The 21,620-nt window shown below is 71.9% G+C and carries 22 protein-coding genes and 1 riboswitch; of the genes, 14 read left to right on the forward strand and 8 right to left on the reverse strand.

The genetic code is table 11. The annotated features are described in order from the left end of the window. Positions 1-132: 132 nt before the first annotated feature. Complete coding sequence (locus tag ACGF3H_RS19275) at positions 133-708, reverse strand: TerD family protein (RefSeq protein WP_077797970.1); 576 nt, start codon at positions 706-708, stop codon at positions 133-135. A 158-nt stretch (positions 709-866) separates the two neighbouring features. Here ACGF3H_RS19275 and arfB point away from each other — a divergent pair, with 158 nt between their 5' ends. After that, positions 867-1,304: an alternative ribosome rescue aminoacyl-tRNA hydrolase ArfB gene (arfB, locus tag ACGF3H_RS19280; protein WP_362489870.1), complete on the forward strand. Its 438-nt coding sequence runs from the start codon at positions 867-869 to the stop codon at positions 1,302-1,304. A gap of 54 nt (positions 1,305-1,358) precedes the next feature. On the opposite strand, the gene ACGF3H_RS19285 is transcribed toward arfB, so the two are convergent. Next, on the reverse strand, positions 1,359-1,829 hold the full coding sequence (locus ACGF3H_RS19285) for a GNAT family N-acetyltransferase (RefSeq protein WP_362489872.1): 471 nt from the start codon (positions 1,827-1,829) through the stop codon (positions 1,359-1,361). Between the two features lie 55 nt (positions 1,830-1,884). Next, positions 1,885-2,484: a flavin reductase family protein gene (locus tag ACGF3H_RS19290; RefSeq protein ID WP_362489874.1), complete on the reverse strand. Its 600-nt coding sequence runs from the start codon at positions 2,482-2,484 to the stop codon at positions 1,885-1,887. A gap of 327 nt (positions 2,485-2,811) precedes the next feature. Here ACGF3H_RS19290 and cdgB point away from each other — a divergent pair, with 327 nt between their 5' ends. The 3 genes from cdgB (at position 2,812) to ACGF3H_RS19305 (ending at position 6,068) form a co-directional block, all read left to right on the forward strand. Next, positions 2,812-4,473 (forward strand): diguanylate cyclase CdgB, encoded by a 1,662-nt coding sequence (gene cdgB / locus ACGF3H_RS19295; protein WP_362489876.1) that lies wholly within the window; start codon positions 2,812-2,814, stop codon positions 4,471-4,473. Between the two features lie 119 nt (positions 4,474-4,592). Beyond that, entirely contained in the window at positions 4,593-5,564 is a 972-nt protein-coding gene (locus ACGF3H_RS19300; RefSeq protein ID WP_362489878.1) for a CBM35 domain-containing protein, read from the forward strand. 156 nt (positions 5,565-5,720) lie between these two features. Further along, positions 5,721-6,068 (forward strand): peptidase inhibitor family I36 protein, encoded by a 348-nt coding sequence (locus ACGF3H_RS19305; RefSeq protein WP_362489880.1) that lies wholly within the window; start codon positions 5,721-5,723, stop codon positions 6,066-6,068. Positions 6,069-6,113: 45 nt separating this feature from the next. Here ACGF3H_RS19305 and ACGF3H_RS19310 read toward each other — a convergent pair whose 3' ends face one another. The 3 genes from ACGF3H_RS19310 to ACGF3H_RS19320 form a co-directional block, all read right to left on the reverse strand. Next, positions 6,114-7,046 carry a 1-phosphofructokinase family hexose kinase gene (locus ACGF3H_RS19310; protein ID WP_362489882.1) on the reverse strand — a complete coding sequence of 311 codons (933 nt, stop codon included), beginning with the start codon at positions 7,044-7,046 and terminating at the stop codon, positions 6,114-6,116. A gap of 157 nt (positions 7,047-7,203) precedes the next feature. After that, positions 7,204-8,349, reverse strand: coding sequence for an N-acetylglucosamine-6-phosphate deacetylase (gene nagA / locus ACGF3H_RS19315; protein ID WP_362489884.1), 1,146 nt, complete (start codon positions 8,347-8,349; stop codon positions 7,204-7,206). Further along, complete coding sequence (locus ACGF3H_RS19320; RefSeq protein ID WP_393590120.1) at positions 8,349-9,266, reverse strand: ROK family protein; 918 nt, start codon at positions 9,264-9,266, stop codon at positions 8,349-8,351. Before ACGF3H_RS19320 ends, nagA begins: the two co-directional genes overlap by 1 nt. Before the next feature lie 157 nt (positions 9,267-9,423). On the opposite strand from ACGF3H_RS19320, the gene ACGF3H_RS19325 reads away from it, so the two are divergent. From ACGF3H_RS19325 to ACGF3H_RS19340, 4 genes are all read left to right on the forward strand, one after another. Then, complete coding sequence (locus tag ACGF3H_RS19325; RefSeq protein ID WP_362489888.1) at positions 9,424-10,689, forward strand: extracellular solute-binding protein; 1,266 nt, start codon at positions 9,424-9,426, stop codon at positions 10,687-10,689. A gap of 35 nt (positions 10,690-10,724) precedes the next feature. After that, positions 10,725-10,949: a DUF3263 domain-containing protein gene (locus ACGF3H_RS19330; protein WP_362489890.1), complete on the forward strand. Its 225-nt coding sequence runs from the start codon at positions 10,725-10,727 to the stop codon at positions 10,947-10,949. Between the two features lie 35 nt (positions 10,950-10,984). Then, complete coding sequence (gene otsB / locus ACGF3H_RS19335) at positions 10,985-11,860, forward strand: trehalose-phosphatase (RefSeq protein WP_362489892.1); 876 nt, start codon at positions 10,985-10,987, stop codon at positions 11,858-11,860. Between the two features lie 140 nt (positions 11,861-12,000). After that, positions 12,001-12,429 (forward strand): hypothetical protein, encoded by a 429-nt coding sequence (locus tag ACGF3H_RS19340; protein WP_362489894.1) that lies wholly within the window; start codon positions 12,001-12,003, stop codon positions 12,427-12,429. Positions 12,430-12,441: 12 nt separating this feature from the next. On the opposite strand, the gene ACGF3H_RS19345 is transcribed toward ACGF3H_RS19340, so the two are convergent. Continuing rightward, positions 12,442-13,830 carry a trehalose-6-phosphate synthase gene (locus ACGF3H_RS19345; RefSeq protein WP_362489896.1) on the reverse strand — a complete coding sequence of 463 codons (1,389 nt, stop codon included), beginning with the start codon at positions 13,828-13,830 and terminating at the stop codon, positions 12,442-12,444. Positions 13,831-13,982: 152 nt separating this feature from the next. Here ACGF3H_RS19345 and ACGF3H_RS19350 point away from each other — a divergent pair, with 152 nt between their 5' ends. Continuing rightward, positions 13,983-14,681: a hypothetical protein gene (locus ACGF3H_RS19350; RefSeq protein WP_362490061.1), complete on the forward strand. Its 699-nt coding sequence runs from the start codon at positions 13,983-13,985 to the stop codon at positions 14,679-14,681. A gap of 3 nt (positions 14,682-14,684) precedes the next feature. Here the strand turns inward: ACGF3H_RS19350 and ACGF3H_RS19355 are convergent, their stop codons facing one another. After that, positions 14,685-15,629 (reverse strand): glucosyl-3-phosphoglycerate synthase, encoded by a 945-nt coding sequence (locus tag ACGF3H_RS19355; protein WP_362489898.1) that lies wholly within the window; start codon positions 15,627-15,629, stop codon positions 14,685-14,687. A 141-nt stretch (positions 15,630-15,770) separates the two neighbouring features. Next, positions 15,771-15,926, forward strand: a riboswitch (SAM riboswitch). A gap of 18 nt (positions 15,927-15,944) precedes the next feature. Between ACGF3H_RS19355 and thrC the strand changes: the two genes are divergently transcribed. The 5 genes from thrC to ACGF3H_RS19380 all read left to right on the forward strand — a co-directional run bounded on the left by thrC (position 15,945) and on the right by ACGF3H_RS19380 (position 21,473). Next, on the forward strand, positions 15,945-17,246 hold the full coding sequence (thrC, locus tag ACGF3H_RS19360; RefSeq protein WP_362489900.1) for a threonine synthase: 1,302 nt from the start codon (positions 15,945-15,947) through the stop codon (positions 17,244-17,246). Further along, the gene (locus ACGF3H_RS19365; protein ID WP_161166812.1) at positions 17,243-17,518 is read left to right on the forward strand and encodes a MoaD/ThiS family protein; all 276 of its coding nucleotides are present in this window, start codon (positions 17,243-17,245) and stop codon (positions 17,516-17,518) included. The genes thrC and ACGF3H_RS19365 overlap by 4 nt, the downstream gene beginning before the upstream one ends. A gap of 441 nt (positions 17,519-17,959) precedes the next feature. Continuing rightward, a complete protein-coding gene (locus ACGF3H_RS19370) occupies positions 17,960-18,163 on the forward strand; it encodes a cold-shock protein (RefSeq protein WP_004929928.1) in 204 nt (67 codons plus the stop codon). A 328-nt stretch (positions 18,164-18,491) separates the two neighbouring features. Beyond that, positions 18,492-20,114, forward strand: a complete 1,623-nt coding sequence (gene groL / locus ACGF3H_RS19375) for a chaperonin GroEL (RefSeq protein WP_362489902.1) — start codon at positions 18,492-18,494, stop codon at positions 20,112-20,114. 228 nt (positions 20,115-20,342) lie between these two features. Further along, positions 20,343-21,473, forward strand: a complete 1,131-nt coding sequence (locus ACGF3H_RS19380) for an NADH:flavin oxidoreductase (protein WP_362489903.1) — start codon at positions 20,343-20,345, stop codon at positions 21,471-21,473. Positions 21,474-21,620 lie beyond the last annotated feature (147 nt).

A 21,620-nucleotide genomic window follows, 5' to 3' on the forward strand; every position in this document is an offset into this window, starting at 1 on the left:
TCGGCCGGGGGGGGGGGGGCCCGCCCCCCGCACTCGGGGTCAACGGCCGGCGGCCCGCCCGGGGCGGCGCCCCCCCCCCCCCCCCCGCCCGGGGGGGGGGGGGCGTGGGGGCGCCACGGCAGCAGGCGGACGTCAGACGTTGACGCCGAAGTCCTGGGCGATGCCCACCAGGCCCGAGGCGTAGCCCTGGCCGACGGCGCGGAACTTCCACTCGGCGCCGTTGCGGTAGAGCTCGCCGAAGACCATCGCGGTCTCCGTGGCCGCGTCCTCGGACAGGTCGTAGCGGGCGATCTCGGCGCCGCCGGCCTGGTTGATGATGCGGATGTAGGCGTTGCGCACCTGGCCGAAGTTCTGCGACCGGTTCTCGGCGTCGTAGATCGAGACCGGGAAGACGATCTTGTCGATGTCGGCCGGCAGGGCGGCCAGGTTGACGTTGATCGCCTCGTCGTCGCCGGCGCCCTCACCGGTGCGGTTGTCACCGGTGTGGACGATCGTGTTGTCCGGGGTCTGCTTGTTGTTGAAGAACACGAAGTGGGCGTCGGAGTAGACCTTGCCCTGCGTGTTGACCGCGATCGCCGACGCGTCGAGGTCGAAGTCGGTGCCGGTGGTGGTACGGACGTCCCAGCCGAGGCCCACGGTGACTTCGGTCAGGCCCGGAGCCTCCTTGGTGAGCGAGACGTTGCCACCCTTGGACAGGCTTACAGCCATTGTTGGGAGTCCCTTCCCTCGTTTACGTACGGCAAGAAAGCTACAGCTACCCCCATGAACGACGAGAGGGGTACGCAAGGTTCCAGGTCTCTTTACTTTCTTTACCGATTCCGGGGGCGAGGATATTCGGGTGACGTGGACCGCCGGGGGACGGGAACATGGACGGCATGTCCGGTCCCCATGTCATCCGCGGCTCCGTCTCGCTGCCCGAGTCCGAGCTCCTCTGGCGTTTCTCGCGTTCCTCCGGGCCGGGCGGACAGCACGTCAACACCACGGACACGGCCGTGGAGCTCCGCTTCGACCTGGCGCGCACCGAGGCGCTGCCCGAGGTGTGGAAGCGGCGGGCGCTGGAGCGGCTGGCCGGGCGGCTGACCGACGGGGTCGTCACCGTGCGGGCCTCCGAGCACCGCTCCCAGTGGCGCAACCGCGAGACGGCCGCGGTGCGCCTCGCGGCGCTGCTCGCGGAGGCGACCGCGCCGCCGCCCAAGCCGCGTCGTGCGACCCGCATCCCGCGCGGCATCAACGAGCGGCGGCTGCGGGAGAAGAAGCAGCGCTCCGAGACCAAGCGGGGGCGCTCCGCGCGGGACTGGGGATGACCGGCCGGGGCGCCCACGCGGCAGAGCCGCAGGTGCCACGGCCCCGCGCCCGGTTCAGTCGAGGGTGAGGACGCCCACCGTCTCCTCCTCGGCCTTCTCGCCGTTCGGACGGAAGCCCAGGTTGAGGTAGAAGTTCTCCGGGCCGTGCTCGCCGGGGTGCCAGGTGACGAAGCACTCCGTGCCGCCGCGGCGCCGGACCTCGGCGGCCACCGACTCCACGGCGAAGCGGCCGTACCCCCGGCCCTGCTCCTCGGCGGCTATGTTCAGGCGCCACAGGCCCGAGCGCAGCGCGCTGCCGTCGTCGTACCAGTCGATGCCGAAGAAGCCCATGAGGAAGCCGACGGGGCGGCCGTCGTCGACGATCAGGCGCGGCCAGGCCTTCTCGGGATGGACGTAGGCCTCGGCGAGGGACTTCACCACCGGGGAGACGGCGAACTCCTGCTCGGGGCGCACGCGGACGGCGAGCGCGGCCTCGATGTTCGCGGGGGTGATCCGCTCCAGGCGGAGCGTCGTGCTGGTCGTCATGCGCGCACCCTAGGCGGGCGCCCGCGCGCCGGACGAGCGATTTACCGCCCGGGACTCAGCCCAACTGCCGGTACCGCCCCCGGAAGTACGTCAGCGGCCCCCCGTCCGCACTCGGCACGGCGGCGGTCAGGACGCGGCCGATCACCAGGGTGTGGTCACCGGCCGGTATGCGCCGCTCGGTGCGGCACTCCAGGGTCGCGAGGGCGCCGCCCACCAGCGGGGACCCGGACACCTCGCCCCGCGCGTAGGGGATGTCCTCGAAGAGGAGGCGGTCGCTGACCCGGCCCTTCATGGCGAAGCGCCCCGCGATGTGCCGCTGGCTCTCGGACAGGACGGAGACCGCCCACACGGGCTGCTCGTCGAGCAGGTCGTCCATGCGGGAGCCCTCGCGCAGGCTGACCAGCACCAGCGGCGGGTCGAGGGACACCGACATGAACGCCGTCGCCGTCATCCCGACGTCCTCGCCGCGCGGCGCCCCCGGATCGTCGGGGTCGAGCGGCGGCTCCTGGGCGGTCACCAGGACCACGCCCGAGGCCAGCCGGGACATCACGGCACGGAACTCGTCGTTGCTCACCCCTTCAGCATGCCCGGAGGCCGGCGACGGCGACGGGAACGAGGAGGGGGCGGGAGACGCGAGTGAGGGAGTGTTCGGCACGCCGCCACGCTAACCGCCGGGCCGCGGGCCCGGCATCGGCCCCCGGCCCGAACAGGGACCTAGGACCGGCCTAGGACCGCGGAAGGAGCCGTCCCGGAGGAGTCGTGCGCATACCTACAAAGTTTGCGTTCAGTAAACGCACGCGGAAAACGCAGAATCACCACTCAATTGTTCATCTTTAGCTGTGACTTGAGTCACAAGGGACATTAATTGTTGACCCTGTGTACCGAGTGGGCAGCGCGCTGTGATTCAGTGGCGGAAGCTGGTAAGGACGATACGCCGAAGAGGACCCTTGATTCGCTGCGAGGTCTCGGGGGGAGGGCGAACATGGAGACCGAGTCGGAGCCCTACGTCCGCCTTGCCTCCTTGCGGCAACTGCACCAGGTCATGGCCGACATGAACACGGCCCGCAGCCTGGCGGACACCCTGCAGACCGTCGCCGACGGCGTCGTCGAGGCCCTCGGGTACGAGCTGGCGTGCGTCAACCTGGTCCGCCCGGACGGCGACCTCGTCGTCGCGGCCTTCTCCGGCAACCAGGCGGCCGAGGCCCTGATCACCGGCCGGGCCGGCTCCCGCGAGTCCTGGGAGCGCCGCCTGAGCATGGGCGAGCAGTGGGGCGACCTGATCTTCATACCCCACACCGAGGGCTGGATCCTCGACGACGACGACGTCCCGCAGTGGTACACCGACGGGCCCGCGCCCCGCTTCGAGGACGAGTGGCACCCCTCGGACCGCCTCTTCGCCCCCATGTACGCGCCCGGCCCGCAGCGCGGCGACACCAGCGGCGAACTGATCGGCGTCCTGTCCGTGGACCGCCCGCGCAACGGCCGCAGGCCCGGGGCCTGGGGCCGCGAGGCCCTGCAGATGTACGCCTTCCAGGCCGCCATCGCCATCAGTAACGCCCGCCTCCGCTCCAACATGCAGCGCGCCCTGGTCCGCCTCGAGCGCGACCAGCAGGCCCTCAGGGCGAGCGAGGAGAGCTTCCGGCAGGCCTTCGAGTACGCCCCCTCCGGCATGGCCATCGCCGAGATGGGCGGCGACCAGCACGGCCGCATCCTGCGCACCAACGACGCCCTGTGCCGGCTGCTGGGCCGCCCCGCCTCCGCGATGCGCCGCTACGCCTTCTCCGACCTCGTCCACCCCGAGGACATCGGCACCCTGCTGCGCACCTCCGCCGAGGGCGGCCGGGCCGAGCTGCGCCTGGGCCGCCGCGACGGCACGTACGTCTGGGTCTCCCTGCGCAACAGCGTCGTCGCCGACGCCGCCGACGGGCCCCGCTTCCTGCTCACCCACGTCGAGGACATAGAGGAGCGCAAGCGCCGCGAGCTCCAGCTCGCCCACCGCGCCTCCCACGACTCCCTCACCGGCCTGCCGAACTCCGCCGAGCTGCGCGCCCGGCTCGCCGCCCGGCTGTGCCGGCGCCCGCAGTCCCCGCACACGGCCGTCGCCGACGCGATGGACGCGGCCTACGGGCACCCCGTCACCGACTCCGGGGGCCACACCTTCGACTTCGGCTCCGGCGCCGACCCCTACGGGGCCTACGACCACCACGTGCACACCGTCGCCCCCGGCGACGGCCGGGACGACGGCACCAAGGGACTCGCGGTCCTCTTCTGCGACCTGGACGGCTTCAAGTCGATCAACGACCGGTTCGGGCACAACGCGGGCGACGCCGTCCTCATCGAGGTGGCCCGCCGCCTCGGCGGCGGCGTGCGCGACGGCGACACGGTGGCCCGGCTCGGCGGTGACGAGTTCGTGATCCTCGCCGACGGACTCGGCCGGGCCGACGCCGAGGACCTCGCCGTACGGCTGCGCAACGAGATCATCCAGCCGATCCGGGCCGAGGGACGGGCCGTCCGCGTGGGCGCCAGCTTCGGCATCGGATGGGCCCACTGCGGCATGACGGCGGACGAAGTCCTGAAGTCCGCCGACGAACGGATGTACGTAGAGAAACGATCTCGTCCCAAACAGCACCGCCGTGCCGGCTGATCCCCAGGTCAGCGTGCTGATGCGGTCCGAGTCACCCGTTCGGGTCAGTCGGAGCGGGTAGGCTCGCCCTCTCACCACCTGTACCGCAAACGCACCGCACCTGGTTAGGAGACCTAGGGATGACGCCCGGCAACAACGGCGCGAGCACGCCCGAGGACGACGACCCGTTCGGCTACCTGTACGCCGACGGGCAGGCCAACGGGGCCCAGCCGCCGTCAGGCGGCTACGGCTACCCGAACAGCGTCAACCGGGTGCGCCCCGTCGGCACACGGCAGTACGGCGCGCCGCAGGGCCAGGCCGCCCCGACCGCCGCGTACGGCCAGGCGGCCCCGCAGCAGCAGGGCGCCTACGGTCCGCAGCAGGGCGCCTACGGCCGGCCGAACGCGCACTACGCCGCGCCGGAGACGATCCCCGGCGGCGGTGCCCCCACCGCCCCGCAGCAGCCGTCCCGCGCCGGCGGTGGCGGCGGACGCCGCGGCCCCAACACCAAGGGCCTGCTGATCGGCGCGGTCGCGGTGGTCGCCGCGGTCGTCATCGGCATCGCCGTGGCGATGACCAGCAGCGGCGCGGACGACGACAAGGGCGGCGACGAGGCCGGCGGCAACACGGCCCCCACCCAGTCCGAGAGCACCGACCCGACCCCGTCGGCGAGCAGCAGCGCCGACGACGAGGTCGAACTGCCGAAGACGGACGCCAAGGGGCTCCAGCTGTCGCCAGGACTGGCCGCCGCCTCGGAGGTCAAGGGTGCGCAGGCCGACGGCGGGACCTATGTGGCGGGTTTCAACCAGGTAGGAGCAAAGGTCACCTGGACCGTCGACGGTATCGAGGAGGCGGGTGCTTACCGGCTGTACGTGCGGTATGGCATCCCCGGAGTCGATGCCAACGCGACGCTGGTGGTCAACGGCAAGACCGACAGCCGTCCGCTGAACATGCAGAACTTCGCCGAATCGCCTGAGGGCGATTGGGAGAAGGGCTGGCAGAGCACCTGGGCGAACGTCAACCTGAACAAGGGCACCAACACCATCGAGCTGGCGTGCAACGCGGGCAACCAGTGCAACGCCAACCTCGACCAGTTCTGGCTGACGAAGTAGCCCCTGAGCTGACCGCTCGAGACGCCCAGTCGGCGATCCCCACGCACTCTTACCCCCGTGGAACCGGCCAGCCTATGTCGCAATGGGCACTGTCCAGCCCCATCCCCGTGGTTAGCATCCCGATCATCTGTTGATCAAGCGTTCGAGGGAGCTTCCATGAGTATGGTCAAGAAGAGCCTGACGACGGTGGCTGTGGCCGGCGTACTGCTGGGCGGCGCTTTCGCCACACCGGCTTCCGCCGCCGACCCCAACACCTGCCCGAGCGGGAAGGTGCGTGGTTGGTCGGGGACGAACAGGACTGGGACGAGGACCGTCCTGTCTGTGACGCCCGGCTGTTATCCGTTCAAGACCGCGCGGTCCGTCTCGAACCAGACGTCCTACAAGATCGAGTTTTGGAGCATCACCACCGGCTGTGGCGCTGGCACCAAGCGGGTCACGCTGCAGCCGGGCACCTACTCGGACAACCCCGGCACCATCACGGGCATAGCCGTCTACGCGCGGTAGGGGTCTGGCGGCCGGGTGTGCTCGCCTTCCCGCGCACGCGCACGCCTAGGCCGCGCCGGCCTCCGCCGTCACCGCGACCCCCCGGCCGAGCAGCTCCTCGTACGCCGCCCGGTCGAACTCGCCCGCCACCGGCGACAGCACCGTCGCCGCGGACAGGGCGACCGCGCGGGCCAGGCGGTCCGGCCAGGGCAGGTGCTCCACCAGGCCCGACAGCAGGCCGGCGACGGCGGAGTCGCCCGCGCCGGTCGGATTGCCGCGGACGTGCGCGGGCGGTGCCGCCCGCCAGCGTCCCTCGGGGGTCACCGCGAGCAGCCCCTCGGCGCCCAGGGAGGCCACCACGGACCCGGCGCCGCGCCGCCGGGCGGCCTGTCCGGCCCGCAGCGGCTCGTGCGAGCCGGTCAGCTCGGCCAGTTCGTCGGCGTTCGGCTTGATCATGTCCGGGCGGGCGGCGACGCCCCGGCGCAGCGGCTCCCCGCTGGTGTCCAGCAGCACCGGCACACCCGCCGCGCGCGCGGTGCGCACCAGCCCCGCGTAGGCGCCCACCGGCACGCCGGGCGGCAGGCTGCCGCACAGGGCCACGGCAGAGGCGTCGGCGAGCAGGTCGGCGTAGGTCTCCTGGAAGGCGTTCCACTCGGCGGGGGCGACGGCCGGGCCCGGCTCGTTGAGCTGGGTGGTGTCGCCGGTGCGCTCGTCGACGACGGCGATGGTGCGCCGGGTGGCCCCGGCGACCGGCAGGAGCGCGTCGGTCACCCCGGGCACGCCGGCCAGCCCCTCCCGCACGACCTGCCCGGTGATGCCGCCCGCGAAGCCGGTCACCGTCACCCGGTGTCCGAGGGCCGCGAGCACCCGGGCCACGTTCAGCCCCTTGCCGCCCGGGCGCTCCGTCACGTCGGTGACCCGGTGGGAGGCGTGCGGCCGCAGGGAGCGGACGCGGTACGTGATGTCGAGCGCGGTGTTCAGCGTGACCGTGACAATCACCCGTGCCGACCTCCCCCGATGGTCTGTGTCCGCCATGTGTCCCGAAGACGTTTCCGCCAGTCACGATCATGCCAAACGGACGGCCGTCGGCCCAGCCCCAGGACCGGCCACCCTCGGCCGGCCCGGGAGCGGACTCGGGGACGGACTCGGGGACGGATCAGCCCAGTTGCGGACCGACCACCCATTCGCCCCGGCGCATCACGCCCACCAGGTCGAATCCGGCGTCGAGCACCACCAGGTCGGCGTCCTTGCCGGGCTCCAGCGAACCGACGCGGTCCGCGAGGCCGAGCAGCCGGGCCGGGTTGGCCGAGATCGCGGCGACGACGTCCTCGACGGGCAGCCCGTCCACCGTCACCGCCCGCTTGAAGGCGCGGTCCAGGGTGAGCGTGGAGCCGGCGATCGAGCCGCCCTCCACCAGCCGGGCCACCCCGTCGGCGACCTCGACCTCCATCGGACCGAGCATGTAGCGGCCGTCGCCGAAGCCCGCCGCGTCCATCGCGTCGGTGATGAAGGCGACCCGGGAGGCACCCGCGTGGTGGAAGGCCAGTTGGAGCGCGGCCGGGTGCAGATGGGTGCCGTCGTTGATCAGCTCCACGGTGATCCGCTCGTCCTCGAGCAGCGCCGTGATCGGGCCGGGGGAGCGGTGGCCGAGCGGCGGCATGGCGTTGAACAGGTGCGTGGCGACGGTCGCGCCGGCGTCGATGGCCCGGAGCGTCTGCTCGTAGGTGGCGTCGGTGTGCCCGACGGCCGCGATCACGCCGTGCTCGGTGAGCAGCCGCACGGAGTCCAGGCCGCCCGGCAGCTCGGTGGCCAGCGTCATCATCTTCGCGTGGCCGTGCGCCGCGTCGATCAGCTTGCGGACCTCGGCCGGGTCGGGGTCGCGCAGCAGCTCCTCGTCGTGCGCGCCCTTGCGGCACGGGGAGATGAACGGCCCCTCGAAGTGGATGCCGGCGATGTCGCCCTGCTGGGCCAGCTCGGCGAGCACCCCGGCGTGCCGGGCGAGGAAGTCCAGGTCGCCGGTGACGGCGGAGGCCACCACCGTGGTGGTGCCGTGCAGGCGGTGGGTGTGGACGCCCTTGAGGACGTCCTCGGCGGTGCCGCCGGTGAAGGAGGCGCCGCCGCCGCCGTGGTTGTGGAGGTCGACGAAGCCGGGGACCACCCAGTGGCCGGTCAGGTCGACGGTCTCCGCGTCCGGGGGCGCCGTGTCCGCGATCCGCGTGCCGTCGACGATCACGCGGCCGTCGTCCACGGTGCCGGTGGGCAGTACCACCCGGGCGCCGGCGAGAACCTTGCTTGGGGCCATCAGGTGGTTACCTCCGGGGGAGTCGCGGTCGTGGGAGTGGTGTCGAGCAGGTCCCAGGCCATCAGCCCGGCACCGAGGCAGCCGGCGGTGTCCCCCAGGGCCGCGGGAACGAGCTCCGGCAGCTTCTGGAAGGTGACGCGCCGCCGGACGGCGTCCCGCAGCGGTGTGAACAAGGTTTCCCCGGCCTCCGCCAGGCCGCCACCGATGATCAGGACGCGCGGGTCCAGCAGGGTGAGCGCGGTGACCAGCCCGTCGGCGAGCGCGTCCACCGCGTCCTGCCACACGCGGGCGGCGCGGGCGTCGCCCGACTCGACGGCCTTGGCGCAGTCGGCGGCGTCGGCCTCCGGGTCGCCGCAGGCCTCGGCCCAGGCCTGGCTGACGGCCGACGCGGACGCGAACCGCTCCAGGCAGCCGCGCTGCCCGCACGGGCACGGGGTGCCGCCGGGGCGCACGACGACGTGGCCGATCTCGCCCGCGAAGCCGTGGGCGCCCGCCTCCACCCGGCCGTCGATGCCGATGGCGCCCGCGATGCCGGTGCCCAGCGGCACGAACATGAACCGGTCGGTGCCCCGCCCGGCCCCGATCCGGCCCTCGGCGAGCCCGCCGGAGCGCACGTCGTGGCCGAGGGCGACCGGGATGCCCCCGAGCCGCTCGCTGAGCAGCGCGCGCAGGGGGACGTCGCGCCAGCCCAGGTTGGCCGCGTACACGGCGGTGCCGTGCTCCTCGTCGATGATGCCGGGGACGGCGACGCCGGCGGCGACGGCGTCCTCGCCGAACCGCTCGGCGCCCAGGGCGCGCAGTTCGGCGGCGAAGTCCAGGATGCCCGCGACGACGGCCTCGGGCCCGCGGTCGCGTCCGGTGGCGCGGCGGGCCTGGTGCAGCAGCTCGCCTCCCGGCCCCGCCAGAGCGGCCTTCATCCCGGTGCCGCCCACATCGAGGGCGATGACATGTCTCACGGGGGACAGTGTGGCCCGTACACCCGGGAGAGGTCTAGTCCACTCGCGTGGTGTAGACCTTAGTCCGGTAAGCGGACGATCGAACCGATCGACACACGGCAGGGGCGGGGCAGGAACGGTGCAGCGGCGTAGGACTGGAACGATCGCGGCGGTGTCCGCCCTCGGGCTGACGGCCGTCCTCGGCGGCTGCGGACTCACCGGCGGCTCCGACGAGGTGACGCTGAAGCTGGTCGCCGCCGACTACGGCGACAGCAAGGACAACAGCTCCCAGGAGTACTGGGACGAGCTGGCCAAGTCCTACGAGGCCAAGCACCCCGACGTGCACGTGGACGTCACCGTCTACTCCTGGAACGACGTCGACCGCAAGGTCCGCGAGATGGTCGACGCCGGCGACGCCCCCGACATGGCGCAGATCGGCGCCTACGCCGACTACGCGGCCAAGGACCTGCTCTACCGGGCCGACGACGTGCTCTCCATCCCGGTCCAGGCCGACTTCGTCTCCCAGCTCGCCACGGCCGGCCAGGTCCACGGCGTCCAGTACGGCCTGCCGTTCGCCGCCTCCACCCGCGTGCTCTTCTACAACAAGACCCTCTTCGACAAGGCCGGCATCACCCCGCCCAAGACCTGGGACGACCTCGCCGACGCGGCCGAGGCGCTCGAGGAGGACGGCGTGAAGTACCCGTACGCGCTGCCGTTGGGCCCCGAGGAGGCTCAGGCCGAGACGATGCAGTGGATGCTCAGCGGCGGCGGCGGCTACACCGACGACGTCGGCACCTACTCGGTCGACTCGCCGCAGAACGTCACCACCTTCACCTGGCTCAGGGACGAACTGGTGGCCAAGGGCCTCACCGGGCCCGTCGCCCCCGGCAAGCTCGACCGGGCCGCCGCCTTCACCGCCTTCGCGAACGGCGAGGTCGGCATGCTCAACGGCCACCCCTCCCTGATGAAGGCGGCCTCCGCCAAGGGCGTGAAGTACGGCATGGTGCCCACCCCCGGCGCCGAGGGCGAGAGCAGGAACACCCTCGGTGTCACCGACTGGATGACGGCCTTCAAGAAGAACGGCCACCAGGAGGAGATCGGCGACTTCCTCGACTTCGTCTACGACGACGAGAACGTCCTCGACTTCTCCCGCGAGTACGACCTGCTGCCGGTCACCACCTCCGCGTCCGAGGCGATGAGCACGGCGGCCGAGGACAAGGACCTCAAGCCCTTCCTGGACGAGCTGCTCCTCTCCGAGCTCTACCCGGTCGGCAAGACCTCCTGGGCCTCGGTCAGCGCGGACGTCAAGAAGCGCATCGGCCAGGCGGTCGTCCCCGGCGGCAGCCCCTCGGAGGTCCTCGGCCAGATCCAGACGTCGGCCATGCGGGCGGACAGCGCCGAATAGCGCCGCTGTCGGTGGCGGGCGTTACGGTGCCGTACATGGACCTCGGAGCAAGGGAGCGCGGCATCCTCGCGCTGGAGCGCCGCGGCTTTCCCGGCCCCGGCGCGAAGGAACGCGCGATCCGCGAGGAACTGGGCCTGGCCCCCGTCCGCTACTACCAGCTCCTCAACGCCCTCCTGGACGACCCGCGCGCCCTGGCCCTCGACCCGGTGACGGTCAACCGGCTGCGCCGGGTGCGGGAGAAGCGGCGCGGCGAGCGCTGAGGTTCGTTCCCGGGCCCGCGGGATAGGTTCGCCGTATGGGCAGCCACCAGGAATCCACCCCCGACTCCCGGGTCCCCGCGGACCACCTGCCGACGCCCGCGACCGAGGCCGGCCGCGAGGGGCTCGACGCCCTTCTCGCCCGCCCCGGCCGCGCGCTGATCGCGCTCGACTTCGACGGCACGCTCGCCCCGATCGTGCCGGACCCCGACCTGGCCCGCGCGCACCCGGACGCGGTGCCCGCGCTCGCGGCCCTCGCCCCGAAGGTCGCCTCCGTCGCCGTGATCACCGGGCGCCCGGCCGAGGTCGCCGTCCACCACGGAGGCTTCGCGGACGTCCCCGGCCTGGACCGCCTCGTCGTCCTCGGCCACTACGGCGCCGAGCGCTGGGACGCGGCGACCGGCACCCTCACCACGCCCGAACCGCACCCCGGCGTCGCCGCCGTCCGTGCCGAGCTGCCGGGACTGCTGGAGCGGTCCGGCGCGGGCGAGGGCACATGGATCGAGGAGAAGGGCCACGCGGTGGCCGTCCACACCCGCCGCGCCCCCGACCCGCAGGCCGCCTTCGACACCCTGCGCGCCCCCCTCGCCGACCTGGCCTCCCGGGCCGGCCTGATCGTCGAACCGGGCCGCATGGTGCTGGAACTGCGCCCACCGGGCATGGACAAGGGCGCAGCCCTGCGGGAGTACGTCCGCGAGCTGGACGCGGGGTCCGTCCTCTACGCCGGCGACGACCTCGGCGACCTCCCCGCCTACACGGCCGCGGACGAGCTCCGCGCCGAGGGCGTTCCGGGCCTGCTGGTCTGCAGCGGCAGCGACGAGGTGACGGAGCTGAGGAAGCGCGCGGACGTGGAGGTGGACGGCCCGGCCGGGGTGGTGGCGCTCCTGCGCGCCCTCGCGGGCCGGCTGGGCTGAGACAACGTCACGGCGAGGCTCCCCGCTCGTCACAGACGTGTCCGGACGCCGGCGCCGGGGCAACCCGCCCCGGCGTGCGGGCCCCCCTGGGAGATGTACAGCGCCTGCCCGCTGAGGCCCGGAACCCTGGAGGACACGTCATGCCCGCTCGCCGCACGTTCCCGGTGCTCGCCCTCGCCGTCATGGCCGCCGGCCTGGCACTCACGGCCTGCGACAACGGCGGCGGCGCCGACGACGCCGCGCCCTCCGCCGCCCCGACGAGCGTCACGCAGTCCTCCGCCGCCGAGCCGGCCACCCCCACCGGCGGGTCCGGCGAGAAGTGCACGGACCAGGTGAACTACGCGGGTGACCCGCGGTCGAACGCGGAGATCAACTCGATCGGCGAGGAGACCGGCACCTGCCCGCCGGTCCAGGGGCGGTCGGGCGGTGCCGCCCCGTCCGGCACCCCCGTGCAGGACGGCGAGAAGTGCACGGACCAGGTGAACTACGCGGGTGATCCGCGGTCGAACGCGGAGATCAACTCGATCGGCGACAAGACCGGGTACTGCCCGCCGGTCCAGGGGCGGTGACGCCCGTCGGCGTCAGCCCCGCAGTGCCTCCAGCTGATCGAGGAACCAGCGGGCCGGCGGCAGCGCGGTGGCGGCGGCGGACAGCCGCTTCGACCGCTCGGCCCGCTCGCCCGCCGACACGGTGAGCGCCCGGTGCAGCGCGTCCGCCGTCGCGCCGATGTCGTACGGGTTCACCACCAGCGCGTCCTCGCCCAGCTCCTCGTACGCCCCGGCCTCCCGCGACAGCACCAGCACGCAGCCCTCGTCGGAGACGACCGGCACCTCCTTCGCCACCAGGTTCATCCCGTCCCGGATGGGGTTGACCAGCGCCACGTCCGCCAGCCGGTACGCCGCCAGCGAGCGCGCGAAGTCGTCCTTCACGTGCAGCACGACCGGCGTCCACCCGGCCGTCCCGAACTCCGCGTTGATCTCCTCCGCGACCCGCTGCACCTCGGCCGTGTAGTCCCGGTACACGGCGAGGTCCTGCCGCGACGGGTAGGCGAACGCGACGTGCACCACCCGCTCCCGCCACTCCGGCCGGTCGGCGAGCAGCTGCCGGTACGCCAGCATGCCCCGCACGATGTTCTTGGACAGCTCGGTCCGGTCCACCCGGACGATCGTCCGGCGCCCCTCGCCGATCTCCTCCCGGAGCGCCGCCATCCGTTCGTCCACGTCGGCCTCGTGCGACCGCTTCCGCAGGAAGTCCGCGTCCGCCCCCAGCCCGTGCACGCCGATCTCCGTGCCGCCGAGCCCGCCCACCAGCGCGTCGCAGCAGGCGGTGAACGCGTCCGCCCAGCGCCGGGTGAGGAAGCCGAGCCGGTCGGCGCCCAGCATTCCGCGCAGCACCTGCTCGGCGATGTCGTCCGGCAGCATCCGGAAGTAGTCGACCGGCGCCCACGGCGTGTGCGAGAAGTGCCCGATCCTGAGGTCGGGCCGCAGCTCGCGCAGCATCCCCGGCACCAGCGTCAGGTGGTAGTCCTGCACGACCGCGACCGCCCCCTCGGCGGCCTCCTCGGCCAGTGCCTCGGCGAAGGCCCGGTTGTACGCCTCGTAGGACGCCCACTGCCGCCGGAACTCCGCGTCGAAGACCGGCTCCAGGGGTGTCTGGTACAGCATGTGGTGCACGAACCACAGCACCGAGTTGGCGATCCCGTTGTAGGCGTCCGCGTGCACGTCGGCCGGCACGTCCAGCATCCGCACGCCGTCCTCGCCCACCCCGCGCCGCACCGCCTCGCGGTCGCCGTCGCTCAGCGCGGAGCAGACCCACAACGCGCCCGCGTCCGGCCCGATGGCCGAGAGTCCGGAGACCAGTCCGCCACCGCCCCGCCGGGCATGCAGCGAACCGTCCTCCCGCACCTCGTACGAGACGGGCCCCCGATTGGAGGCGACCAGCACCTGAGCAGCACCGAACCTTGAAGCCATACGCCTCAACCTAGCCCGGGCCCCAAATCCTCAAACGTGCCCACGCGGCACCTCGACGGCGATTTGGTCACGTCGCTTGTGTGGAGGATGTGAACACGTTGAATATGTGCAGTGCACATTTCAACTATCTGGGGGGTGGGTGCACCGTGCCCATGTACTGGCACCAGGCGCGCATACGGGGATTCGCCGCCACCGCGGCACTGATCGCGGCGTCCGCGCTGGCCCTGGCCGGCTGCGGCGACGGCGACACCGCCGCGACGACGGACGAGCGGCCCGCGGCGGCCACCGCCACCGCCGCCGCCGCGCCGAGCGACAGTCCGACCCCCGAGGCGACCGCCGGCAGCGAGACCCCGACGCCGACGCCCACCCCGACCCCGACTCCGGTCACGCTGCCCGACCTCGGCGGCGGCACCATCGGGTCGGCCGTCGCCGCGGCGAAGAAGGCCGGGGTCCACTACGTCGTCCAGCTCCAGGGCACCGGACGCGCCGCGGCCTCCTGGGGCGCGGGTGAGAAGGTCTGCGAGCAGACCGGCGGCGCCGGCGACGTGACCTTCACCGTCCCCCGCGACGGCCGCGACTGCGCCGGACGCCTGCTGCACACGCCGAAGCCGACCCCGCCCGCGCAGCCCGCACCGGAGCAGACCCGGGACACCGGGGGCGGCGGGGACGGCGGGAGCACCGGCACCGGCGCCTGCGAGCTGATGAGCCCCGCGGGCAACTGCTACGCCGACGGCCAGTTCTGCGCCAACCGGCACCACGGTCTGAGCACCCACGGCCGCGGCGGCGAGTACCTGACCTGCTCGCCGGACTCGGGCGGCAGGTGGCGCTGGTCGGACGGCGTCACCGGCTGACGCTCAGGCCACCCGGCGGGAGGCGTACTCCGCGATCTCCGCCATCGGCGGCCGTTCCTCGGTGTCGACGGCGTAGGTGCGCGGCTCGAAGCCGCCGGCGCCCCGCTCGAACTGGGTGAGGGCCGGGCGGAGCAGATGGCCGCGGGCCAGCCGGAGCTGGGCGGTGCGGTAGATCGCGGCGGACATGCGGCCCAGCGCCCGGCCGTCCTGATGACGGTGCCGGCGCACCCCGACGTCGACCTGGGCGAGCGCGTCCAGACCCACCAGGTGCAGGGAGTCGACCAGCATCCCCAGCTCGACGCCGTAGCCGACGGGGAAGGGCAGGCGTTCCAGCAGGGAGCGGCGGGCCGCGTACTCGCCGCCGAGCGGCTGGACGAAGCCCGCCAGCCGCGGCCAGTGCAGGTTGAGCAGCGGCCGGGCCATCAGCTCGGTGACCCGGCCGCCCTCGCCCGGGGCGGCGTCGAGCGGGCGGTCGTACATGGCCTTGACGAGGTGGACCTCCGGGTCGGTGAGCAGCGGGCCCACGATGCCGGAGACGAAGTCGGCGGAGAACTCGCGCAGGTCGGCGTCGACGAAGCAGACGATGTCCCCGCCGGTGACCAGCAGCGAGCGCCACAGCACCTCGCCCTTGCCGGGCGCGGCCGGGATGCGGGGGAGTATCTCGTCGCGAGGGACGACCCGCGCCCCCGCCGCCGCGGCCACCGCCGCCGTACGGTCGGTCGACCCGGAGTCCACGACCACGAGTTCGTCGACGAGCGGCACCCGCAGCATCAGCTCGCGGCGGATCACCGCGACGATGTCGCCGACGGTCGCCTCCTCGTCGAGCGCCGGCAGCACCACGCTGACCGACTGGCCCGTGGCGTGCTTGGCCGCCATGATCTGCGGAAGCGTGCGGTCTGCCACGGACCAGGAGCGTGCGCCAAGCCAGCGCTCGACTTCTTCCAGCACGGTCGGTGGGCTCCTTTGTGATCCATCTCGCGGTACGGACGACTATCTCAACCGTCCTGGCCTTCGGTTACAGTCTTGAACAACGCGGAGGACCGGCGCATGCCGGGGTCACCTGTGAACCAGTGCAGAACAACCACATACCGCTCATCCAGAGGGGCAGAGGGAAACGGCCCGATGAAGCCCCGGCAACCCTCCAGTCGGTTCTCGTAGATCACTGTCGATCGCAGCGCGAGGCTCCCGGCTAGGGAAGGTGCCAAATCCGTCTCACGGCGAGATGCGTCGTGAGGAAGATGAGGAGAAAGGGCCTCGCCTCACATGGCTGTGCAGACTGTCGCAAGCACCACCGACACCACCGCTTCCCCCGCCTCCCCCGTGGACCTGGGCCCCGCCGCGGCGCTCTCGTGCCGCGAGTGCGGTCACCGTGTGCCCCTCGGCCCGGTCTTCGCCTGCGAGGAGTGTTTCGGCCCGCTGGAGATCGCCTACGACTTCTCGGCCTACGACACCGAGGAACTGCGGAAGCGGATCGAAGCGGGCCCCGCGAACATCTGGCGCTACGCGCCCCTGCTGCCCGTCCCGGCCGACGTGGCGACCAAGCCGAACATCAACCCGGGCTGGACCAAGCTGGTCAAGGCCGAGAACCTGGCCCGCGAGCTCGGCGTCACCGGCGGTCTGTACGTCAAGGACGACTCCGGCAACCCGACGCACTCCTTCAAGGACCGCGTCGTCGCCCAGGCCCTGGAGGCCGCCCGCGCCTTCGGCTTCACCACCCTGTCCTGCTCCTCCACCGGCAACCTCGCCGGCGCCGTCGGCGCCGCCGCCGCCCGGGCCGGCTTCCGCTCCTGCGTGTTCATCCCGCACGACCTGGAGCAGGGCAAGGTCGTCATGGCCGCCGTCTACGGCGGTGAGCTCGTCGGCATCGAGGGCAACTACGACGACGTGAACCGCTTCTGCTCCGAGCTGATCGGCGACCCGGCCGGCGAGGGCTGGGGCTTCGTCAACGTCAACCTGCGGCCGTACTACGCCGAGGGTTCCAAGACCCTCGCGTACGAGATCTGCGAGCAGCTCGGCTGGCGGCTGCCCGACCAGCTCGTCGTCCCGATCGCGTCCGGCTCCCAGCTCACGAAGATCGACAAGGGGCTGCAGGAGCTGATCAGGCTCGGCCTGGTCGAGGACAAGCCGTACAAGATCTTCGGCGCCCAGGCCGAGGGCTGCTCGCCGGTGTCCACCGCCTACAAGGCGGGACACGACGTCGTGCGCCCCCAGAAGCCGAACACCATCGCCAAGTCCCTCGCGATCGGCAACCCGGCCGACGGCCCCTACGTCCTCGACATCGCCCGCCGCACCGGCGGCGCGGTGGAGGACGTGAACGACGAGCAGGTCGTCGACGCGATCAAGCTGCTCGCCCGCACGGAGGGCATCTTCGCGGAGACCGCCGGCGGTGTGACGGTGGGCGTCACGAAGAAGCTGATCGAGAACGGCGTCCTGGACCCGTCCCTCACCACGGTCGTCCTCAACACCGGCGACGGCCTCAAGACGCTGGACGCGGTGGCCGGTACCGGCCTGACCGCGACGATCCGCCCCAACCTGGACTCCTTCCGAGAGGCTGGCCTCGCATGAGCGTGACCGTTCGCATCCCCACCATCCTGCGCACCTACACCGGTGGGCAGGCCGAGGTCGCCGCCGAGGGCGCGACCCTCTCCGAGGTCATCTCGGACCTCGAGAAGAACCACACCGGCATCGCCGCCCGCGTCCTGGACGACCAGGGCAAGCTGCGCCGCTTCGTCAACGTCTACGTCAACGACGACGACGTCCGCTTCGAGCAGGGCCTGGAGACGGCGACGCCGGACGGTGCGGGCGTGTCCATCATCCCGGCGGTCGCCGGCGGCTGATCCGCCCCGCCCGGTCGCCTTCGGTGACCGGCGTGACGCAGAGTTCATGGAATTGCCCCCTCCGTGGGAAAAGCGGAGGGGGTAATTCCATGTGATTGAGCGCGGTAGAGTTGGGGAACGCGCTCCCGATCACCGAGACGGCGCTCCGCAATTCCTGCCGCAGGCCCGACAAGATGTAGCCAAAGTGTGGGTGTATTTCGCGGCTTTTGTTCGCTTTGTGTAGCCCGACTTGACCCGAATTCAGGCGAATTCTCGCCACATTCCGGACCGGCTACGTCCAGATTTCTCGTCCGATTGACCTGTTGCAGACGGCAGTTGGACCGATACATTCAGCCGCGGTCGACGCGTTCCGGCGCACGCCCCCACCCATCGGGGGGTGAGGTCTGACCCGGATCCGCGAAGTGCGGATCTGTGCAAGGGCCAGTAATAGGGGAGTTAGGCATGGCTCAGGGCACCGTCAAGTGGTTCAACGCGGAGAAGGGGTACGGCTTCATCGCGGTCGACGGTGGTGCGGATGTTTTCGTCCACTACAGCGCGATTCAGATGGACGGCTACCGCACCCTCGAAGAAGGCCAGCGGGTCGAGTTCGAGATCTCGCAGGGTCAGAAGGGCCCGCAGGCCGACATGGTTCGCCTCAGCGCCTGAGACGTGCGGCCGGCGCAAGCCAACGGTCTTCTCCGAAGGGCCCGTACCCCCTGGGGTGCGGGCCCTTCGGCCTGCCCGGGAGCCGGGTGCCGCAGGTGTTCGCGGGCGGCTGAGCGACCGGCCCGATCCCCGAGAGGCGCTTGCACTCGATGGGGGCGAGTGCTAATCATTGGCGTTAGCACTCTGAAGGTGAGAGTGACAACGAAGGACCGGGTCGGTGAGGCCCGCAGGCCGGGTGGGGAAGGAACCACGAGGCCGGCGAGCCGTCCGTCGCGGGCGCGGGCGCGGTCCGAAGGAATCACCCCCAGTCCTGGAGGGACCACTTCACATGGCCAAGATCATCGCGTTCGACGAGGAGGCGCGGCGCGGCCTCGAGCGCGGCATGAACCAGCTCGCGGACGCCGTCAAGGTGACGCTCGGCCCCAAGGGCCGCAACGTCGTCCTCGAGAAGAAGTGGGGCGCGCCCACGATCACCAACGACGGTGTCTCCATCGCCAAGGAGATCGAGCTCGAGGACCCGTACGAGAAGATCGGCGCCGAGCTGGTCAAGGAAGTCGCCAAGAAGACGGACGACGTCGCCGGTGACGGTACGACCACCGCGACCGTTCTCGCCCAGGCCCTGGTGCGCGAGGGTCTGCGCAACGTGGCCGCCGGTGCCAACCCGATGGCGCTGAAGCGCGGTATCGAGAAGGCCGTCGAGGCCGTCTCCGCCGCCCTGCTCGAGCAGGCCAAGGACGTCGAGACCAAGGAGCAGATCGCCTCCACGGCCTCCATCTCCGCCGCCGACACCCAGATCGGCGAGCTCATCGCCGAGGCCATGGACAAGGTCGGCAAGGAAGGCGTCATCACCGTCGAGGAGTCCCAGACCTTCGGTCTGGAGCTGGAGCTCACCGAGGGTATGCGCTTCGACAAGGGCTACATCTCGGCGTACTTCGCCACCGACATGGAGCGGATGGAGGCGTCGCTCGACGACCCGTACATCCTCATCGCCAACTCCAAGATCGGCAACGTCAAGGACCTGCTGCCGCTCCTGGAGAAGGTCATGCAGTCGGGCAAGCCGCTGCTGATCATCGCCGAGGACGTCGAGGGCGAGGCCCTGTCGACCCTGGTCGTCAACAAGATCCGCGGCACCTTCAAGTCCGTCGCCGTCAAGGCCCCGGGCTTCGGCGACCGCCGCAAGGCCATGCTCGGCGACATCGCCATCCTCACGGGCGGCGAGGTCATCTCCGAGGAGGTCGGCCTCAAGCTGGAGAACGCGTCCCTGGACCTCCTGGGCCGCGCCCGCAAGGTCGTCATCACCAAGGACGAGACCACCATCGTCGACGGCGCCGGCTCGACCGACCAGGTCAACGGCCGCGTCAACCAGATCCGCGCCGAGATCGAGAACAGCGACTCGGACTACGACCGCGAGAAGCTCCAGGAGCGCCTGGCGAAGCTGGCCGGCGGCGTGGCCGTCATCAAGGCCGGTGCCGCCACCGAGGTCGAGCTCAAGGAGCGCAAGCACCGCATCGAGGACGCCGTCCGCAACGCGAAGGCGGCCGTCGAGGAGGGCATCGTCGCCGGTGGTGGCGTGGCCCTGCTCCAGGCCTCCCAGGTCTTCGAGAAGCTGGAGCTGACGGGTGACGAGGCGACCGGCGCCAACGCCGTGAAGCTCGCCCTGGAGGCCCCGCTGAAGCAGATCGCCGTCAACGGTGGTCTCGAGGGCGGCGTCGTCGTGGAGAAGGTCCGCAACCTGACCGTCGGCCACGGCCTGAACGCCGCGACCGGTGAGTACGTGGACATGATCGCCGAGGGCATCATCGATCCGGCGAAGGTGACCCGTTCCGCGCTGCAGAACGCCGCCTCCATCGCCGCGCTGTTCCTCACCACCGAGGCCGTCATCGCCGACAAGCCGGAGAAGGCCGCCGCGGCCGCTCCGGGCGGCATGCCGGGCGGTGACATGGACTTCTGATCGACCCCTTCGGGTTGATCGAGCGTCCTTCACGTACCGAGGGCGGTACTCCTGGCCACGGCCGGGGGTGCCGCCCTCGGGCGCGTCGCGCCCGCGGCGCCTCGGGCCCGTGTGAGCCGGGTCACGGATGGCGGACGGCCGGAATGACGGCGCCGGGCCCACCGGTTGGACGGGGCAGGCATGTATGCGCATGCACATACTGACCGGTACCTCCCAAGGAGTCCCCCCGTGACCGTCACCGCCTCCGAAGCCGCCTCGCGCGCCGCGCAGATCCTCGCCCGCCCGGCCGTCATCAACGGCCTGACCGTGCCGAACCGCATCGCGATGGCGCCGATGACCCGCATGTTCTCCCCGGGCGGCATCCCCGGCGAGGACGTCGTCTCGTACTACGCGCGCCGCGCCGCCGCCGGTGTCGGCCTGATCGTCACCGAGGGGACGTACGTCGGCCACGACTCCGCCGGTCAGAGCGACCGCGTGCCGCGCTTCCACGGTGACGAGCAGCTCGCCGGATGGGCGAAGGTCGCCGACGCCGTGCACGCGGCGGGCGGCACGATCGTGCCGCAGCTGTGGCACATCGGCATGGTGCGCCGGCAGGGCGACCAGCCGTTCCCCGACGCCCCCGCCGTCGGCCCCTCGGGCCTGCGCATCGGCGAGGACGAGGTCACCGGCAGGGCCATGACCCAGCGCGACCTGGACGACGTCATCGCCGCCTTCGCCGAGGCCGCGGCCGCCGCCGAGCGCATCGGCTTCGACGGCGTGGAGATCCACGGCGCCCACGGCTACCTCGTCGACCAGTTCCTGTGGGCGGGCACCAACCGCCGCACCGACGCCTACGGCGGCGACCCCGTGGCCCGCACGAAGTTCGCCGCGGAGATCGTGGCCGCCGTGCGGGAGAGGGTCTCGGCCGAGTTCCCCGTGATCTTCCGCTACTCCCAGTGGAAGCAGGACGCCTACGACGCCCGTCTCGCCGAGACCCCCGAGGAGCTGGAGGCGATCCTCGCGCCGCTGGCCTCGGCCGGCGTCGACGCCTTCCACGCCTCCACCCGCCGCTACTGGCGCCCCGAGTTCGACGACTCCGACCTCAACCTCGCCGGCTGGACCAAGAAGCTGACCGGCAGGACCGCCATCACCGTCGGCTCCGTCGGGCTCGACGGCGAGTTCGGCAAGGCGTTCCAGGGCGAGGGCGCCGGCCTCGGCAGCCTCGACGACCTCCTGGACCGCATGGAGCGCGACGAGTTCGACCTCGTCGCCGTCGGCCGTGCCCTGCTCCAGGACCCGCAGTGGGCCCGGAAGGTCCTGGACGGCCGCTTCGACGAGCTGACGCCGTTCGACGCGAAGGCGCTGCAGACCCTGAGCTGAACTTGGGGCCGCTCACGGCCTGGCCTCGTGGACAACCGGCGGCGCCGCGACCGATGATTTTTCGCGAGCACCGCGGTCGAAGAGTGCAGAACGCGTGCCGCGACAGCGGACCGGCGCCGCCCGGAACCACGAGCCACCCAGGAGACC

The sequence above is a fragment of the Streptomyces sp. NPDC048185 genome (assembly GCF_043202495.1).
Classification (GTDB): domain Bacteria; phylum Actinomycetota; class Actinomycetes; order Streptomycetales; family Streptomycetaceae; genus Streptomyces.

Excerpts from the sequence above, each read along its gene's own strand:
- ACGF3H_RS19320 (WP_393590120.1), bottom strand. The coding sequence starts at position 9,266 with ATGAAGGCCGCTCTGGCGGGGCCGGGAGGCGAGCTGCTGCACCAGGCC.
- ACGF3H_RS19275 (WP_077797970.1), bottom strand. The coding sequence starts at position 708 with ATGGCTGTAAGCCTGTCCAAGGGTGGCAACGTCTCGCTCACCAAGGAG.
- ACGF3H_RS19345 (WP_362489896.1), bottom strand. The coding sequence starts at position 13,830 with ATGGCTTCAAGGTTCGGTGCTGCTCAGGTGCTGGTCGCCTCCAATCGG.
- arfB (WP_362489870.1), top strand. The coding sequence starts at position 867 with ATGGACGGCATGTCCGGTCCCCATGTCATCCGCGGCTCCGTCTCGCTG.
- ACGF3H_RS19365 (WP_161166812.1), top strand. The coding sequence starts at position 17,243 with ATGAGCGTGACCGTTCGCATCCCCACCATCCTGCGCACCTACACCGGT.
- ACGF3H_RS19370 (WP_004929928.1), top strand. The coding sequence starts at position 17,960 with ATGGCTCAGGGCACCGTCAAGTGGTTCAACGCGGAGAAGGGGTACGGC.
- ACGF3H_RS19305 (WP_362489880.1), top strand. The coding sequence starts at position 5,721 with ATGAGTATGGTCAAGAAGAGCCTGACGACGGTGGCTGTGGCCGGCGTA.
- ACGF3H_RS19330 (WP_362489890.1), top strand. The coding sequence starts at position 10,725 with ATGGACCTCGGAGCAAGGGAGCGCGGCATCCTCGCGCTGGAGCGCCGC.
- nagA (WP_362489884.1), bottom strand. The coding sequence starts at position 8,349 with ATGGCCCCAAGCAAGGTTCTCGCCGGCGCCCGGGTGGTACTGCCCACC.
- otsB (WP_362489892.1), top strand. The coding sequence starts at position 10,985 with ATGGGCAGCCACCAGGAATCCACCCCCGACTCCCGGGTCCCCGCGGAC.
- thrC (WP_362489900.1), top strand. The coding sequence starts at position 15,945 with ATGGCTGTGCAGACTGTCGCAAGCACCACCGACACCACCGCTTCCCCC.
- groL (WP_362489902.1), top strand. The coding sequence starts at position 18,492 with ATGGCCAAGATCATCGCGTTCGACGAGGAGGCGCGGCGCGGCCTCGAG.
- cdgB (WP_362489876.1), top strand. The coding sequence starts at position 2,812 with ATGGAGACCGAGTCGGAGCCCTACGTCCGCCTTGCCTCCTTGCGGCAA.
- ACGF3H_RS19340 (WP_362489894.1), top strand. The coding sequence starts at position 12,001 with ATGCCCGCTCGCCGCACGTTCCCGGTGCTCGCCCTCGCCGTCATGGCC.
- ACGF3H_RS19300 (WP_362489878.1), top strand. The coding sequence starts at position 4,593 with ATGACGCCCGGCAACAACGGCGCGAGCACGCCCGAGGACGACGACCCG.
- ACGF3H_RS19285 (WP_362489872.1), bottom strand. The coding sequence starts at position 1,829 with ATGACGACCAGCACGACGCTCCGCCTGGAGCGGATCACCCCCGCGAAC.
- ACGF3H_RS19350 (WP_362490061.1), top strand. The coding sequence starts at position 13,983 with ATGTACTGGCACCAGGCGCGCATACGGGGATTCGCCGCCACCGCGGCA.